Origin of the sequence: Streptomyces physcomitrii (assembly GCF_012273655.1) — a bacterium.
GTDB lineage: Bacteria > Actinomycetota > Actinomycetes > Streptomycetales > Streptomycetaceae > Streptomyces > Streptomyces physcomitrii.
In genome coordinates this window covers 159,933-175,616 of sequence record NZ_JAAWWP010000004.1, presented here as the reverse complement: position 1 = coordinate 175,616, position 15,684 = coordinate 159,933, and the positions used below count along the sequence as shown (strand labels likewise).

At 72.8% G+C, this 15,684-nt stretch carries 17 protein-coding genes; 8 read left to right on the top strand and 9 right to left on the bottom strand.

The window, feature by feature from the left end; genetic code table 11:
* Positions 1-75: 75 nt before the first annotated feature.
* On the bottom strand, positions 76-492 hold the full coding sequence (locus HFV08_RS08635; protein WP_168537530.1) for a (2Fe-2S) ferredoxin domain-containing protein: 417 nt from the start codon (positions 490-492) through the stop codon (positions 76-78).
* Positions 493-755: 263 nt separating this feature from the next.
* A complete protein-coding gene (locus tag HFV08_RS08630; protein WP_168537528.1) occupies positions 756-1,616 on the bottom strand; it encodes a S1 family peptidase in 861 nt (286 codons plus the stop codon).
* 388 nt (positions 1,617-2,004) lie between these two features.
* On the opposite strand from HFV08_RS08630, the gene HFV08_RS08625 reads away from it, so the two are divergent.
* A complete protein-coding gene (locus HFV08_RS08625; protein ID WP_168537526.1) occupies positions 2,005-3,048 on the top strand; it encodes a phosphatidylinositol-specific phospholipase C domain-containing protein in 1,044 nt (347 codons plus the stop codon).
* Positions 3,049-3,172: 124 nt separating this feature from the next.
* Here HFV08_RS08625 and HFV08_RS08620 read toward each other — a convergent pair whose 3' ends face one another.
* Positions 3,173-4,771 (bottom strand): FAD-binding oxidoreductase, encoded by a 1,599-nt coding sequence (locus HFV08_RS08620; protein WP_168537524.1) that lies wholly within the window; start codon positions 4,769-4,771, stop codon positions 3,173-3,175.
* Between the two features lie 167 nt (positions 4,772-4,938).
* On the opposite strand from HFV08_RS08620, the gene HFV08_RS08615 reads away from it, so the two are divergent.
* Complete coding sequence (locus HFV08_RS08615) at positions 4,939-5,628, top strand: TetR/AcrR family transcriptional regulator (protein WP_168537522.1); 690 nt, start codon at positions 4,939-4,941, stop codon at positions 5,626-5,628.
* Positions 5,629-5,935: 307 nt separating this feature from the next.
* Entirely contained in the window at positions 5,936-6,109 is a 174-nt protein-coding gene (locus HFV08_RS08610) for a DUF8839 family protein (protein WP_168537520.1), read from the top strand.
* Between the two features lie 100 nt (positions 6,110-6,209).
* Here HFV08_RS08610 and HFV08_RS08605 read toward each other — a convergent pair whose 3' ends face one another.
* Both HFV08_RS08605 and HFV08_RS08600 read right to left on the bottom strand, forming a co-directional pair.
* Positions 6,210-6,644, bottom strand: coding sequence for a hypothetical protein (locus HFV08_RS08605; protein ID WP_168537518.1), 435 nt, complete (start codon positions 6,642-6,644; stop codon positions 6,210-6,212).
* A complete protein-coding gene (locus HFV08_RS08600; RefSeq protein ID WP_376770584.1) occupies positions 6,635-7,069 on the bottom strand; it encodes an ATP-binding protein in 435 nt (144 codons plus the stop codon). The genes HFV08_RS08605 and HFV08_RS08600 overlap by 10 nt, the downstream gene beginning before the upstream one ends.
* A gap of 323 nt (positions 7,070-7,392) precedes the next feature.
* Between HFV08_RS08600 and HFV08_RS08595 the strand changes: the two genes are divergently transcribed.
* From HFV08_RS08595 to HFV08_RS08585, 3 genes are all read left to right on the top strand, one after another.
* Complete coding sequence (locus HFV08_RS08595) at positions 7,393-8,256, top strand: Sco1979 family transcriptional regulator (protein WP_168537514.1); 864 nt, start codon at positions 7,393-7,395, stop codon at positions 8,254-8,256.
* 27 nt (positions 8,257-8,283) lie between these two features.
* A complete protein-coding gene (locus HFV08_RS08590) occupies positions 8,284-8,499 on the top strand; it encodes a DUF397 domain-containing protein (protein ID WP_078845505.1) in 216 nt (71 codons plus the stop codon).
* Between the two features lie 97 nt (positions 8,500-8,596).
* Positions 8,597-9,412, top strand: a complete 816-nt coding sequence (locus HFV08_RS08585; protein ID WP_168537512.1) for an SAM-dependent methyltransferase — start codon at positions 8,597-8,599, stop codon at positions 9,410-9,412.
* 157 nt (positions 9,413-9,569) lie between these two features.
* Here HFV08_RS08585 and HFV08_RS08580 read toward each other — a convergent pair whose 3' ends face one another.
* Entirely contained in the window at positions 9,570-11,057 is a 1,488-nt protein-coding gene (locus HFV08_RS08580) for a glutamate synthase subunit beta (RefSeq protein WP_168537510.1), read from the bottom strand.
* A gap of 184 nt (positions 11,058-11,241) precedes the next feature.
* Positions 11,242-11,721, bottom strand: coding sequence for an anthrone oxygenase family protein (locus tag HFV08_RS08575; protein ID WP_168537508.1), 480 nt, complete (start codon positions 11,719-11,721; stop codon positions 11,242-11,244).
* A 306-nt stretch (positions 11,722-12,027) separates the two neighbouring features.
* Between HFV08_RS08575 and HFV08_RS08570 the strand changes: the two genes are divergently transcribed.
* Both HFV08_RS08570 and HFV08_RS08560 read left to right on the top strand, forming a co-directional pair.
* Positions 12,028-12,669: a nucleoside/nucleotide kinase family protein gene (locus tag HFV08_RS08570; RefSeq protein WP_168537506.1), complete on the top strand. Its 642-nt coding sequence runs from the start codon at positions 12,028-12,030 to the stop codon at positions 12,667-12,669.
* A 283-nt stretch (positions 12,670-12,952) separates the two neighbouring features.
* Positions 12,953-13,372, top strand: coding sequence for a CBS domain-containing protein (locus HFV08_RS08560; RefSeq protein WP_168537504.1), 420 nt, complete (start codon positions 12,953-12,955; stop codon positions 13,370-13,372).
* A 42-nt stretch (positions 13,373-13,414) separates the two neighbouring features.
* Here the strand turns inward: HFV08_RS08560 and HFV08_RS08555 are convergent, their stop codons facing one another.
* Together HFV08_RS08555 and HFV08_RS08550 are read right to left on the bottom strand one after the other, a co-directional pair.
* The gene (locus HFV08_RS08555; protein WP_168537502.1) at positions 13,415-14,542 is read right to left on the bottom strand and encodes a magnesium and cobalt transport protein CorA; all 1,128 of its coding nucleotides are present in this window, start codon (positions 14,540-14,542) and stop codon (positions 13,415-13,417) included.
* Positions 14,543-14,729: 187 nt separating this feature from the next.
* Positions 14,730-15,614 carry a carbohydrate kinase family protein gene (locus HFV08_RS08550; protein ID WP_246341622.1) on the bottom strand — a complete coding sequence of 295 codons (885 nt, stop codon included), beginning with the start codon at positions 15,612-15,614 and terminating at the stop codon, positions 14,730-14,732.
* Between the last annotated feature and the right edge of the window lie 70 nt (positions 15,615-15,684).

Here is a 15,684-nt window from a genome sequence, read left to right as displayed (position 1 = left end):
ACGCGTATCACTCGCAACATCAGTAACACCCGTACCGCCGGAGGGTGTTCGTACGGACGAAGGCGTACGCCCCGTTCAGGCCGGGCGGTTCTGGTCCTGTCGGCGGCGGCGTTCCGCGGGGGACTCGACGAACTGGAGCTCCAGGGTGAGCGGGGCGGGGGCGAGGCCCGGGCCGCCGGAGTGGGCCCAGCGGATGATCTCCTCGGTGCAGTCCGCGCCCATGGACCAGCCGATCCAGGCCGGGCGGCCGCCGCGCCGCCGTCCTTCGGGGGAGGGGCGCAGTACGACGATGTTCGCCTGGTCGCAGGGGCCGAGGCAGTCGGTCACCCGGACCGCGAACCGGCCCTCGGAAGCGGTGGCGGCCGCGCTGAACCGGCGCAGCTGTGCCGCGTGGTCCCAGCCCGGGTACTTGAGCGGCTGGCCGCAGCAGCAGCCGCGGCACACCACGAGCGTGCACGGGCGGCCTCGGGCGGGCCGGATCGCCGTAGGCATGGTCTTGGGCTCCTTGGCTGGCGGCAGCCGGACGCTCCGGGCCGCCGGTCAGGGTGATTGTCGCCGCCGCGCGGGCGCGGGAGGTCGCCGGGGTCGCGGACGCCAGGCGGCCCCGGCCCGTGGTGCGGGCCGGGGCCACCGTGCGTACCGTCAGCCGTCTCAGCCGTCTCAGCCGTCTTGGCTGTTCCGGCTGGTTCAGCCGTTTCAGCTGTCAGCTCGGCTGTGAGTCGTGCGTCGTGAGCTGTCGGCCGGAATACGTGGGCTCAGCGGCGGGTGGGCTTGGGCAGGGTGCAGCCCTCCGCGGCGAGGTCGAGCTTGTTGCCCTCACCGAAGCAGGCGGGGATGTTGTAGGTCTCCTGGGCGTAGTTGGTGCCCTTGTGGACGGTGACGTTGCCGTTCTCGTCCACCTCGCACGGGTTGTTGTCCGTGCACTCCTCGCCGTCCTCGTTGCCCGTGTTGTTCACGGCGACGACCTTGCCGCTCTCGTCGTCCACCACGGGCGAGCCCGAGGTGCCGCCGATGGTCTGGCACTCGGGGGTGTAGCGGACCGAGTCCTTCCAGGTCCAGTCGCCCTCGCGCAGCTCGTGCACGAAGCCGTCCACGCTGCAGCTGTAGGTCTTCTTCCAGTAGCCCGAGACCACGGTGATGGCCTTGCCCTGCTCGGGGTGCTGGTCGGCGAGTTCGAGCGCCTTGATGCCGGACTCGTCCTCGATCTCCTGGTAGGTGCTGTCCAGTTCGTAGACGGAGACGTCGGTGTCGGTCATCGTGCCGTAGGCGACCTTGGTGGCCTTCAGCGTCGCGGCGTCGGAGGCGTCGGCGTTCAGCAGGGTGAAGGTGCGGCTGGAGGGCTGGTCGACGACGACCTCGCCGGGGCCGGGGAAGCCGCTCTCCAGGCAGTGGCCGTTGGACATGACGAGCGCCGGGTCGCCGGGCTGCGAGTCCGGCATGCGGATGAGCGAACCGGAACAGTTGCTGAGCGCCACCGTTCCGGCGAAGTCGACGGCCTTGGCCTTCGACTGCTTGGCGGGCGCGGCGTCCTGGGCCGTGGCCGAGGCGGCCGGGACCGCACCCGCGCCGACGAGGGCGACGGCGGCGAACAGTGCGCCGACAAGAGGCTTCTTCATGTGGGGGGTTCCTCTTCGAATCGACCGGAGCGCTTCGGTCCTTTGGGCCGGAGTTCTTCGGTTTATCGGATTTGGCTAGGGCATTGTGGGGTGCCCGGTACGTGACGGACAAGGGCGCACCGCTGGTGAACGGCCCCTGGCCCAGGTCTTTTTGGCAAAGAAACGGCCAAGAAGCACCCCTTTCGGGGCCGGTCGGAGGTCCGCCCAAGGCCGGTCCGCGGCCGGTCCGAGGCCTGTCCACGGTCTGTCCGGGAACGGTCCGAAGCCTGCCCGGGGTCCGTGCGCGGACCCGCCCCGGCAAGCCGCCGTCTTCCGCCCGGTCATACAACTCCCTTACCGTGCAGGCGATTTGCAGGAAATCCTGCGGGGTCTCGAAGGGAGCCGGGAGATGGTCAGACGTACGGGTGCCGTGGCGACACTGGTGGCGGCGGGGGTGTTGGTGCTGGGCAGCGGCCCGGCGGGCGCGGCGGATCCGGCACAGCTGCCGTACGCGTCCACCACCGGTGTCGGTGTGCACAACGCCTACGAGAAGTCCACGTACCCGTACTTCGCGGACGCGCTCGACTCGGGCGCGGGCATGCTCGAACTCGATGTGTGGGCCAACGCCCTCGGCAGCTCCTGGCGGGTCTCGCACAGCAACCCCCTCGGCAACGACAACAACTGCGAGAACGCCCAGCGCCCCGAGGACCTGCGCACCGGACCCACCAGCCACGACCTCGGCGGCTGCCTGTCCGACATCCGCGCCTGGCACGAGGCGCACCCCGGCCACCGCCCCGTCGTCCTCAAGCTCGAACTCAAGGACGGCTTCCTCGCCAACCGCGGCCGCGGACCCGCCGCACTCGACACCCTCCTCGGCGAGAAGCTCGGCGACGCGCTCTTCCGCCCCGGTGACCTCGCCGCGGGCCACGCGGACCTGGACGAGGCCTCCCGCGCCGGAGCCTGGCCCCGCCGCGCGGACCTCGCCGGCAAGTTCCTCGTCGAGCTGATCCCCGGCACCGTGGAGGAGTCCAACCCGCTGGACACCCTGTGGACCGACCGCGAGTACGCCATCCACCTGCGCGACCTGGCCGCAGCGGGCCAACTCGACCGGGCCGCCGCCTTCCCGGCCGTGCACAAGGCCGCCGCGGGCGACCCCCGCACCCGCTACACCGACGCCTCGCTGCGCCCCTGGTTCGTGGTCTTCGACGGGGACGCCGCCACCTATCTGGGCGGCTCCATCGACACCGACTGGTACGGGCGCGGCAACTACCTCCTGATCATGACCGACGCCCACAACGTGCCCCCGGCCATCGACGGCACCCGCCCCACCGAGGCCCAGGCCCGCGAACGGGTGGCGCTGCTCGCCGCCCACCAGGCCACCATCGCCTCGTCGGACTGGTATCCGCTGCCGGGCGTCGTGTCCTCCGTGCTGCCGCGGGGCGACGGGAGTTGAGCGAGCGCGGCCGGGCGGGTGGGCGACGGTGGGGCCCGCCCGGCCGGGTGAGCGGATGGCTGGGTGACCGTGTGCCCTGCCCCCGCCCCGGACCGTCCGGCCGCGCGTCTGCCCCTCCGGTGCCTCAGCCGAGGAGTACCCCCGGGTTGAGCACGCCCTGCGGGTCGAGGGCCGACTTCACCGCGCCGAGGGCCCGGGCGAAGGGCTCGGGGCGCTGCCGGTCATAGCCGGGGCGGTGGTCTCGGCCGACGGCGTGGTGGTGGGTGACGGTCGCCCGGTGGCGCCCGAGCACCTCCATGGCGGCCGCCTTGACCTCGTCCCACATCCGCAGCTCCGCACCGCGCCGCCCCGCCGCGATCACCGTGAAGTACGGGGCGGCGCCGTCCGGATAGACGTGTGTGAGGCGGCAGTTGACCAGGCCCTCGGCGCCGGTGACCTCCTTGACCGCGGCGGCGGTCTCGGCGCGTACCGCCTCGTAGAGGGCGGGCAGCCGGTCCCAGGTGCAGGCCGTCTCGAAGGTCTCCACGATGCCGCTCATCCGGGCCAGGGCATCGCGCTGGTAGGGCATCCGCAGGAAGGCCGCCCGCCAGGAGTCGACCGCGCCCCGCGCCCCGGCGGGCTCGGGCGCGGGCCGCCCGCCGTGGTCGCGGGCGAGCGAGACGGCGGCCGCGAGGCTCCCGCCGACCGGGGTGTGCGCGGACTCGAAGCCGAGCACGAGGACCGTCGAGCCGTCCGCGGCGGCGCCGGAGAACGCGGCCTCGCCCCGGTCCAGCAGGCGGCAGTTGGCGGGGTGCAGCCCCGACTGGGCCAGTACCCGTACGGCCTCGGCGGCGGCCTCGAAGGAGGGGAAGAGGACGGCCGCGGAGGCCTTGTGGACGGGCCGGTCCTGGAGCCGCATCCAGGCCTCGGTGATCACCCCCAGGGTGCCCTCGGAACCGAGGAACAGCCGGTCGGGGGAGGGGCCCGCGCCCGAACCGGGCAGCCGCCAGGAGGAGTTGACGCCGATCGGGGTGACCACGCGCAGGGACTCGGTGAAGTCGTCGACATGGGTGTGCAGGGTGGCGTAGTGGCCGCCGGCCCGGGTGGCGAGCCAGCCGCCCAGGGTGGAGAACTCGAAGCTCTGCGGGAAGTGGCGCAGGGTCAGCCCGTGCGGACGCAACTGCCGCTCCAGGTGCGGGCCGAGCACCCCGCCCTGGACACGGGCGGCGCGGCTGACCCGGTCCACCTCCAGGACCTGGTCCATCCGCGTCAGGTCCAGGCTCAGCACCGCCGGATGCGCCTCGCCCCGGTACTCGACACCGCCGACGACCGAGGAGCCGCCGCCGTAGGGGATCACGGCGGTGCCGGTGCGGCCCGCCCAGTCCAGGAGGTCGGCCACGTCCTGTTCGCTACGGGGCCGTGCCACCAGGTCGGGCACCCGGGCCGGGGTGCGGTGCAGGGCGCGGACCACATCGCGGTACGCCTTGCCGAGGGCGTGCGCGGCACGGTCGGCCGGGTCCGCGGTCACCAGCGGGGCGAGCGGGGCGGGCACGGTCACGGCGGGTACGGGCAGGTCGAGGTCGGCGACCCGGGGGACCGGCAGCGGGTCCGCGGGCAGCCCCGGCAGCAGGGCGCCGAGGGCCGCGCACTCCGCGTCCGGCAGCGCCTCCTCACACCAGCCCCAGCCCCACCACGACCGGGTGCGGTGCTCGGCCGGCTGCTCCTTCGGGTGCCCCTCGTCCATGGCGAACTCCTTGTGCGGGTCGGCTTGTTCGGGTCGGCGTTCCGCTCGGCACGTGGATCGGGGTGCCGGGATGCGGATCGGGATGCCGAGCGGCGTGCGGCTCGGTGGCGGGCGCTCCGGGAGCGAACTTACCCAGAGGTATATTACCGTAAGGTAAGATGCCGTTCATGGAGAAGGCAAGAGCGGCGGCGGCCCGCGCGGGCACCAAGGGCGTCCCGCGCCGCGACCGCGAGGAGCAGATCCTCGCCGTGGCGACCGAGGAGTTCGGCAGGCACGGCTACACCGGGGTGTCGATGGCCGCCCTCGCCCGGCGGATCGGCGTCACCAAGCCGCTGCTCTACCAGTACTTCGGGTCCAAGGACGGCCTCTACACCACCTGCCTGGACCGGGTCGGCGAACCCCTCGCCGCCGCCGTACGGGCCGCGATGGACCGCCCCGCGGCCGAGCCCGCCACCCCGATCGCCGTACTGCGGGCGGTGTTCACCACCCTGGAGGGCCGCCCGGGCGCCTGGTTCCTGCTGTACGACCAGTCCCTGCCCGTCGGCAGCGCGCCCTACGGGACCGCGCGGCGCCACCGGGACGCGATCGACGCACTGGCCGCGGGCGGCGCCCAGGACGTCCTGCGCGCCGGAAACATCGAGGACCCGCTCGACGCCGACCTGCTCAAGTGCCTGTGGAACACCCTCGTCGGCCAGAGCGTCGTCTGGTGGGCCCGCCATCCCGAGGAGAGCGCCGCGAGCATGGGGGAGCGGTGCGCGCGGATCCTCGGGACGGTGCGCTTCGGCGGCTCCGCGGGCGGTGAGGGCGAGGACCATCGGGGCGGGGGCGAGCGCCACCGCGGCGAGCGCGAGGGCTGACGCGTACGAGGGCCGAGGGGGCGGAAGGGGCCGCGGTCGACCCGGTGCAGTGGGGCGCGGAGGGGCGCATCGAGGTGGGCGGGGCGCGTGCCAAGGCCTGGCAGTGCGCGGGGGTGGGGGCCGTCTGCCTGGGGTTTCGCGATGTCTTTCCGGTCACGTTGTGAGCGCGGGCACAGCCGGAGGGGACGATCCGCGGTCATGATCTGCGAGCCGTCGGGTGACAAGACGGCGTGGAGCGTCGTTGCAGGTGCACCGGCCGGGACCCCGGCCGCGGGGCGCCGCCGTGGCGCGCGAGCGGAGGTGCCGGATGGCCGGGCGGACGGTTCTGGAGCGTTTCCCCGCCGGGGGGCCGCGGGGGTCGTGGCCCGCGGAGGAGTTCGCGCGGGCCCGCCGCCTGGAGGGTGAGCGCGCCGAGGTCGTGATGGACCTGGCGAGCGACGCCTTCCTGGTGATCGTGCGCGCCCGCGAACCCGTCGAGTAGCCTCCCGCCCGGCGGTGCCCGGGACACAGCTGAGCCCCGGTGCCACGAGCGGGCGCCGGGGCTCAGCTGCACCTGAACCGAGAAAAGGACTGCGGGCCGGTCAGGCGCTCACCGGCCGGGACCAGGCGGGCGGCGTACCGGTCAGGCGGCACAGGGCCAGATACAGCGGGATCGGCGGCGTGTACGGAACCTCCGCCTCCGGGAGATGGATCAGCCCCGGGCGGGCGGGCGCGTCGGGCACCAGGGCACCGGCCGCGTAGTGCGCGGGCTCGGGCCACTTCAGGGCCACATCGGAGTCCGAGGGGACGATCCACCACCAGCGGCTGCCGTCCTCGTAGACGCAGCCCGCGCGCGGCAGCCGGGCCAGCAGCAGCCGCCCGTAGACCGCGGGCACGGCGACGGCGTCGCAGCCCAGCGGGGTGGACATCGAGCCCGGCACGGCGAGCCGCACCCGCGGCGGGGCGGTGGTGCGCCGCGCCCGGGAGAGGCGGACCAGGCTGTCCATCGTCGGCATCGGGGCCGCGCTCACACCCATACCCGCTCCCCTCCGCCCGTCCGGTCCGGCTCGGCATCGCGCGTACCGGCGCGACCCTGCCCGGCACCGTCGGCCCGCGCGCCGCGGTCCCGGTCGCCCGACTGCCGGGGCAGTTCCGCCCAGACGAGCAGTCCCGGGCCGGTGTCCTGCGTACCCCAGGCACTGCACATCGCGGAGACGAGGAGCAATCCCCTCCCGTGCTCCTCTTCCGGCTGCTGTGCGGAGGGGCGCGGAGCGCCGTCGGGACAGCCCTCGTCGCGCACCGCGATCCGTACCACTCCCGCCGCGTCGTCGTGCAGTTCGCAGACGATGCGGCGCGAGACGGTGTGCACCACGGCGTTGGTGACGAGTTCGGAGACGACCAGTTCCGCGGCCTCGCGGGTGTCCTGGCAGACGGACCAGCCGCCGAGGCGGTCGCGGGTCACCTGCCGGGCATGCGCGGCCGACCCCGGGTGCGGGGTCAGCTCGAAGCGGAAACGGCGCGCGCCGGGCCCCGTCCGGTCCGCCGGAGCGGCGGCGCCGTGGGGGGCGGCGGTGGCGTCTGTTCCTAACGGCGCGGACAAAGTCACGCTTGCCACTATCGCGGCGCCACGGACACTTGGCAAGTGGCACTTTGAAAATTGCAGAGTGGTGTGGGCTGTTGGTGGAGCCCGTGGCACACTGCTCGCAACAGCGTCCCGGGCGCCCCGAGTTGGGACACGGCCGGACGTACGGGACATCGTGTGACGCGACTTCGTGGAGGAACGACGTGAGCGAGCCGCGGTCCGCGCCGACGGTCGGCCAGGTCGTCCTCGGGCGGCGACTTCAGGACCTGCGCGAACGCGCCGGCCTCAAGCGCGAGGAGGCCGCCAAGATCCTCCGCGTCGCGCCCGCCACGGTCCGGCGCATGGAGATGGCCGAGGTCGGCTTCAAGATCCCCTACCTCCAACTCCTCCTGAAGTCCTACGGAGTCGGCGAGGAAGAGGCCGAAGCCTTCGTCACCCTCGCCGAGGAGGCCAACAAACCCGGCTGGTGGCAGCGCTTCCACGACATCCTGCCCGGCTGGTTCTCCATGTACGTCAGCCTGGAGGGCGCCGCCAGCCTCATCCGCTCCTACGACCCGCACTTCGTCCCCGGCCTCCTGCAGAACGAGGACTACGCGCGTGGCGTCATGGTCTCCGGCGCCATCGGGCAGACCGTCCCCGAGGACACCGAACGGCACGTCGCCCTGCGCATGCGCCGCCAGGAACTGCTCACCCGCGAAGAGGACCCCCCGCGGCTGTGGGTCGTCATGGACGAGACCGCGCTGCGCCGCCCGGTCGGCGACAACGCCACCATGCGCGCCCAGATCGACCGGCTCCTCGCCTCCATGGACATGCCGAATGTGACCCTGCAGATCGCCGAGTTCGCCGCCGGTCCGCACCCCGGCACCTACGGGCCCTTCGTGCTGTTCCGATTCGCCATGCCCGAACTCCCGGACATGGTCTACAGCGAGTACCTGACCGGAGCCGTCTACCTCGACGCCCGCGCCGAGGTGGCCACCCACCTGGAGGTCATGGACCGCATGGCGGCACACGCCGCGACGGCACACCGCACGAAGGAGATCCTGCGCGATCTCCGCAAGGAGTTCTGAGTGGACCGCTCCCGGATATACAACGGCATGCCCGCACGCGAACTCGGCACCGAAGGCTGGCTCAGGCCCTGGAGCGGCGGCAACGGCGGCAACTGCGTGGAAGCCATGAAACTCGCCGACGGCCGCGTCGCCGTACGCCAGTCCGCGGACCCCGACGGACCCGCCCTCATCTACACCTCCGGCGAGATCACCGCCTTCATCCAGGGCGCCAAGTCCGGCGAAGCCGACTTCCTGCTCTCCTGACCTCCGCCCCCATGCCCCCGGCCGCCGCTTCGACCCCGAGCCCCCGCCGACCGCACCCGTCACCCGCCCAACGCCCCACGGACCTACGGAGTTCCTCATGACCGGGCACGACGCCACCCCCAGCTCCCGCATCGACACCAGCAAGCCGCACCCGGCACGGATGTACGACTGGTGGCTGGGCGGCAAGGACAACTACCCGGTCGACGAGGAAATGGGACGCCAGCTCCTCGCCATCGAACCCCGCATCCCGATCATGGCCCGCGCCAACCGCGCCTTCATGCACCGCGCCACCCGCTGGCTCGCCGGCCAGGGCGTCAGGCAGTTCCTCGACATCGGCACCGGCATCCCCACCGCGCCCAATCTGCACCAGGTCGCCCAGCAGATCGCCCCCGACGCCCGCATCGTCTACTGCGACAACGACCCCATCGTCCTCGCCCACGCCGAAGCACTCCTGGTCAGCACCCCCGAAGGCAGCACCGAATACCTCCAGGCCGACGTCCGCGACCCCGAGACCATCATCGAACGCGCCCGCGAGGCCCTCGACTTCACCCGTCCCATCGCGCTCTCGCTCATCGCGCTCCTGCACTTCGTCCCCGACGAGGACGGCGCCTACGAACTCGTCGACCGCTTCATGGACGCCCTGCCCTCCGGCAGCTACCTCATGCTGTCCCACGGCACCGGCCAGTTCACCCGCGAGAACGCCGACGAGGCCGACGACCTCTACAAGAAGAGCGGCATCACCCTCGCCCTGCGCGACCGCCACGAGGTCGAACGCTTCTTCCACAAGCTCGAACTCGTCGAACCGGGCGTCGCCGTTCTCGACACCTGGCACCCCGAACTCGGCGAACCCGTCGAAGGCCAGGAGGACTTCCAGCCCATGCCGGGCTTCGGAGCGGTGGCTCGCAAGGCTTAGGGGCAGGGGCAAGGGAAGAGGCAGGGCAGGGGCGCAAGGGTCCGGGCTGGGCTCTGTCCCTCCCGCTGCCGGGCAGGGCAGGGGAGTGATCAGCGCCCGGGGCGAGGTGGCGGGCCGGGCGGTCGCTCACCGCCGCCGACTGCCACCGCCTCCCCGGTCACACCCGCATCGGACTGTCGTACGGACCGATCGGCGACGGCAGCCGCGTACTCCCGGACAGCCAGCGATCCACCGCCGCCGCGACCGCCCGACCCTCGGCGATCGCCCAGACGATCAGCGACTGGCCCCGCCCCGCGTCGCCCGCCGCGAAGACCCCGGGCACATTGGTCGCGAACCCCGCGTCGCGCGCGTACGTCCCCCGGATGTCGACCTCCAGACCCAACTGCTCCGCGACACCGTCCGTACGGTCCGGTCCGGAGAAGCCGAGCGCCAGCAGCACCAGATCCGCGGGCAGCGAGCGCCGGGTGCCCTCCCGGGTCCGCCGCCGCTCGTCCACCTCCACCAGGTGCAGCTCCCGCACATGCCCCGCGGCGTCCCCCGAGAACCGCACCGTCGAGGAGGCGAAGAGCCGCGCGTCGGCATCCGCCACGGGGGCCGCGCGCACCTCACGGGCCTCCTCGTGCGCGGGCGTCAGCCGGTAGATCTTCGGATACGTGGGCCAGGGCTCCGCCTCCTCGTCCCGCCCCCGCGCCGGTCGCGGATAGATGTCCAGCTGGGTCACCGAGGCCGCCCCCTCGCGCACCGCCGTACCCAGGCAGTCCGCGCCCGTGTCCCCGCCGCCCACGATCACCACATGCCGGCCCGAGGCGCTCAGCGGAGACCGCGCGAGATCCCCCTCGCCCACCCGGTTCGCCAGCGGCAGATACTCCATCGCCTGGTGGATCCCCGCCAACTCCCGGCCCGGCAGCGCCAGTTCACGCCCGGCGGTGGCACCCACCGCCAGCACCACCGCGTCGTGCCGCGCCAGCAACTCCTTCGCCCCGACGTCCTTGCCCACCGCCGTCGACGTACGGAAGACCGTCCCCTCCTCCGCCATCTGCCGCAGCCTGCGCTCCAGATGCACCCGCTCCATCTTGAAACTCGGGATCCCGTACCGCATCAGACCCCCGGCACGGTCCTCCCGCTCGTACACCGCGACCGTGTGCCCCGCCCGCGTCAACTGCTGCGCGGCCGCCAGACCCGCGGGACCCGAACCCACCACCCCGACCGAGCGCCCCGACAGGCGGTCCGGCGGACGCGGCGGCACCAGACCGTCCTCCCAGGCGCGGTCGGCGATCGCCGCCTCCACGTTCTTGATCGTGACCGCCGGCTGGTTGATGGCCAGCACACACCCCGACTCACAGGGCGCCGGGCACAGGCGCCCGGTGAACTCGGGGAAGTTGTTGGTGGCGTGCAGGCGCTCCGACGCGGCCCGCCAGTCGTCCCTGGCCACCAGATCGTTCCAGTCGGGGATCAGATTCCCCAGCGGGCAGGCCTCGTGGCAGAACGGCACCCCGCAGTCCATGCACCGGTCCGCCTGCTCCGAGATGATCGGCAGCAGCCCGCCCGGCACATACACCTCGTCCCAGTCCCGGACCCGCTCGTCCACGGGACGACGCGGCCACTCCTGCCGGCCGGTGGTGAGGAAACCCTTGGGGTCGGCCATGGGCCGTCTCCCTTGCCTGGGGTGCGGCGAACGCCCGGGGCACGGCGAACACCTCCAGCCCACGATACGACGGAGGGGGCGGGCGGCGCGAAGGTCGGGGGTGCGGGATTTCGGGTGCGGGGGTGGTGTGAGGGATGCGGTACGTGGTGCGGCGGGTGCGGGGGTGGTGGTGGGTGCGTCGTGCTCAGGTGAGGGCGAGGAGGAAGCAGGCCGTGGCGGCCAGCGCGGCACCGGCGCGGATGTGGTTCCACGCGGTCCACTCGCCGACGTAGGCACGCCAGGGCTCCTCACTCTCCGGCGCCTCCGGATCCAGCTCCGCCAGAGCCGTGTTGCGGGGCACGTTCGCGGCCATGGTCACGCCGAACGACCCCGCCAGATACAGGGCCGCGCCGAGCAGCAGCTCCACGGCGGCCTCCTCCGGCCACTTCACCAAGGTGAACACGGCGACCACCGCGCTGAGCACCGCGGCGCCCAGGAACAGCGCCATGAAGGCCGGCCGCACCGCCGCCACGTTGATCGACTGCATCGCGGCGAGCCCCCGGTTCGGCGGCAGCGCGGCGAGTCCCCGCATCACAAAGGCCGAGAACGCGGTGAAGACCCCGGCCACCAGACCACAGGCCAGCGCCGCCAGCACGGTGAACACGAAGTACGGTCCTTCGACCATGGGCTGCTCCTTGAGTTCTGGGGGCTGAGCGCTGGGGCTGGGGCTGGGGCTGGGTCCTGGTTTTCGGGAGTGGGGGAGGGCGGGGCTCGGGTCTGCCGGGGCTGGGGTCGCCGCGCGCGCCGGGGGGCACACCGGGGGTCGCCGTCGGTCACCCCGGCGTGCGCCACTGTGTCAGGAGGTTGCCCTCGTGGCCAGGATCGCGGCGTAGGCGGTGTGCGGGGAGGGACGGGGGAGGGCGATGCCGGGCGGCTTCTTCGGGGACGGACGCGGCTGTCCCGTGCGTTGGCCGAGGGGCATCATGATCAGGTGCGACTCGAACCGATCACCTGGGAACGGCTCGGCCGGAACCTCGCCGAGCGGCTGCTCCGCGTGGAACCGCAGGACGGCGGGGCACACGTACGCGCGGCCGTCGACGGAGCCCCCGCCGCCCGGCCCGGCGAACTGGCCGAACGCCTCGCGGCGGAACTGCGCCTCCGCGGACGGCCCGCCCTCGTCGTCGGTACCGAGGGGTTCCTGCGCCCCGCCTCCCTGCGCTTCGAGTTCGGCCACGAGGACCCCGAGTCCTTCTACGACGGATGGTTCGACATCAAGGCCCTGTGGCGGGAGGTCCTCACACCCCTGGACGAGGGCGGCACCGGCCGGGTCCTCCCCGACCTCTGGGACCCCGCCACCGACCGCGCGACCCGCAGTCCCCGTACCCGACTCCCGCCCGGCGGCATCCTGCTGCTCCACGGGCCCCTGCTGCTGCACCACTGGTTCCCCTTCGACCTCACCGTCCACCTGAACCTGTCACCCGCCGCGCTGCGCAGACGCACTCCGCAGGACCAGCAGTGGACACTGCCCGCCTTCGCACGGTACGAGCGGGAGACCGACCCCGTCAGCGCCGCCGACGTGGTGGTACGCGCGGACGACGACCGGCATCCGGCTTGGGGTGGGGCGGGGGAGTGAGGTGGGGGTGGGGGGTGCGTGGGGGTGGAGGGTACGTGTGGGGTGGGGGCCCCCCCCCCCCCCCCCCCAAATGGGGTGACCCCCCCCGCCCCGGGGGGGGGGGGGGGGGGGGGGGGTGGGGGGGGGGGGGGGGGGGGGGGGGGGGGGGGTGGGTACGTGTGGGGTGGGGGCCCCTCCCCCCCGCCCGCAAGTGCGTGTCCCCCGCCTCGCCCCCACAATGAAGGGGCCGGGACTTGCGACGTGTCCCGCGCCGCGCCGGCTGCCGATGACCGGGAGGCCGTTCATGACCACCGCTGCGGACATCATGCATCCGGGGGCCCGCTGGATCCCCGCCCACGAAACCCTGGACCGCGCCGCCCAGTTGATGCGCGAACTCGATGTGGGGGCCCTGCCCATCAGCGACGAGAACGAGCGGCTGTGCGGCATCCTCACGGACCGCGACATCGTGATCGGCTGTGTGGCCATGGGGCATGACCCGGCCCGGACCACGGCCGGCGACATGGCCCAGGGCACACCCCGCTGGGTCGAGGCCGACGCCGATGTGAGCCAGGTCCTCGGCGAGATGCAGGGCCATCGCATCCGGCGGCTTCCGGTCATCCAGGACAAGCGGCTCGTCGGCATGATCAGCGAGGCGGACCTCGCCGGGCACCTCTCCGAGGAGCAGCTCGCGGGCTGGGTGGAAAGCGTCTACGCCAAGGCCTGACGCCCACGTCCTGACACCTGCGTCCTGAGGTCTACGGCGAACTCACAGCCATCCGTTCCTCCGGAAGCCCCGGTACAGCACCGCGCAGACCAGGGCGATGGCGCCGAGCGTCACCCAGTATCCGTAGCGGGTGTGCAACTCGGGCATGTGGTCGAAGTTCATGCCGTAGATCCCGCAGGCCATCGTGGGGACGGCGACGACCGCGGCCCAGGCGGTGATCTTGCGCATATCGGCGTTCTGCGCGACGGTCACCTGCGCCAGGTGTGCCTGGAGTATGGAGTTGAGCAGTTCGTCGAAGGCGGCGACCTGTTCGGTCACCCGGAGCAGATGGTCCTCCACGTCCCGGAAGTACGCCTGTATCTCGGGCTGCACCACGCTCAGGGGGCGGCTCGCGAGTTCCTGGAGCGGGCGGGCGAGGGGGACCACCGCACGCTTGAACTCCAGGAGTTCGCGCTTGAGCTGGTAGATGCGTCCCGGATCCACCCCGGCGCTGTCCTCGGCGAAGACATCCGTCTCCACCTGGTCGATGTCCGCCTGGACGGATTCGACGACGTTCAGGTAGTCGTCGACCACGTGGTCGGCTATGGCATGCAGTACCGTCGCCGGTCCCTTGGCCAACTGCTCCGGGTTGGACTCGAGTTCCTCGCGGACGTGGCCCAGTGAACCGTGCCGGCCGTGGCGCACCGTGATGACGAAGTCGTGGCCGACGAACACCATGATCTCGCCGGTGTCCACGACCTCGCTGGTGGCGGTGAGTTCGGCGTGGTCGACGTAGTAGCAGCTCTTGAAGACGGCGAAGAGGGTCTGCCCGTACCGCTCCACCTTGGGGCGCTGGTGTGCCAGGACCGCGTCCTCGATGGCGAGCGGGTGCAGGTCGAAGAGTTCGGCGATTCCCTCGAACTCCCGCACCGTGGGCTGGTGGAGTCCGAGCCAGACGAAGCCGTCCCCCTGGGCGCGCACCTGCTTGACGGCGGCCGTGACGTCGCTGCTCCCGGGCTGGCGTATGCCGTGCCGGTAGGTGACGCAGTTGACGACGGCCGAGCCGAGCGGTGAGCGCGCCGGGTGGCTGAGGTCGACCCGGGGTTTTCTGCGGCCAAGGCGCGCCACCTTCCGCAGGCTGTCGACCCCGCGGAGGCTGCCAACCTTCCGCAGGTTGCCGGCCATGGGCATGTGTGGCTCCTTGCACTGAGGTGAGCTGGGCGGACGGTGAATCCGTGCTTGGCGGGCAAGTCTGCCAGCCGGGGGCGGGGTCCGGCGGCGGCCCTGTGGAAAGGGGACATTCCGCTCCGCTCTTACGAGGGTGTGCTTGCCGGACCATCGGACAGACGGCGGGTTTTCCACAGGCCCGGGGCTCTCCTCACACCACGGGCCGGCCTCCGGTGTGCCGCACCGCAAGTGCCCCCGCCCGGCACCCCTCCGCCGCCGCGGCCACCGGCAGCGCACCGGCGAGCAGCGCCGCGAGCAGGGCCCCGGTGAAGGCGTCCCCGGCACCCGTGGTGTCCACCGGGACGGCGGGCTCTCCCGGCACCCGGGGCGCCACCCGGCCGTCCTGGGCGACGAGTGCGCCCTCGGCACCGAGGGTCACGACGACGAGCGGGAACTGGCGGCTCAACTTGGCCGCGGCACCGGCCGGATCGGGAAGTCCGGTGAGCAGCCGGGCCTCGTCCAGATTCGGCAGCAGGACCTCGACCCCCTCCACCATTTCGAGGAAGCGGTCCACGCCCAGTTCGGAGAGGAAGCCGGTCGAGGCGGGGTCCACGCTGACCCGTACCCCGCGTGCGCGTGCCGAGGCCAGGGCGGCCCGTACCGTCGCGCGCGAGGTCGGGGAGAAGAACAGATAGCCGGAGAGGTGCAGATGAGCGACGCCGTCGAGTTCCGCGGCGGACCAGTGGGCCGGGGTCAGCCCGAGGGAGGCCGCGCTCTGGGTGAGGAAGGTCCGCTCCGCCGCGGCGCTCTCGTCGACCAGACTGATCACCGTGCCGGTCGGCTCCCCGGGCAGGACGACGAGCCGCGGCTCGACACCCGCCGCGCGCAGGGCGCTCTCGTGCCAGTGCGCGGAGTCCGCCCCCGCGCTGCCGAGCATCCGCACCCGCGGGCAGCCCCAACGCGCCGCCCAGCAGGCCACATTGGCGCCCGCCCCGCCGGGCAGCGTGCGGATCTCGGCAGCCGTGTCGGTACCGGAGGCCAGCGGACCGTGATATCGGGCCACCACATCCGTGACCACCTCCCCGAGCACCAGCAGGGCCCCGACCCCGGACTCGACGGAGCCACCTGACTCGACGACATCACCGGACCCGGCGGAGCCACCGGAC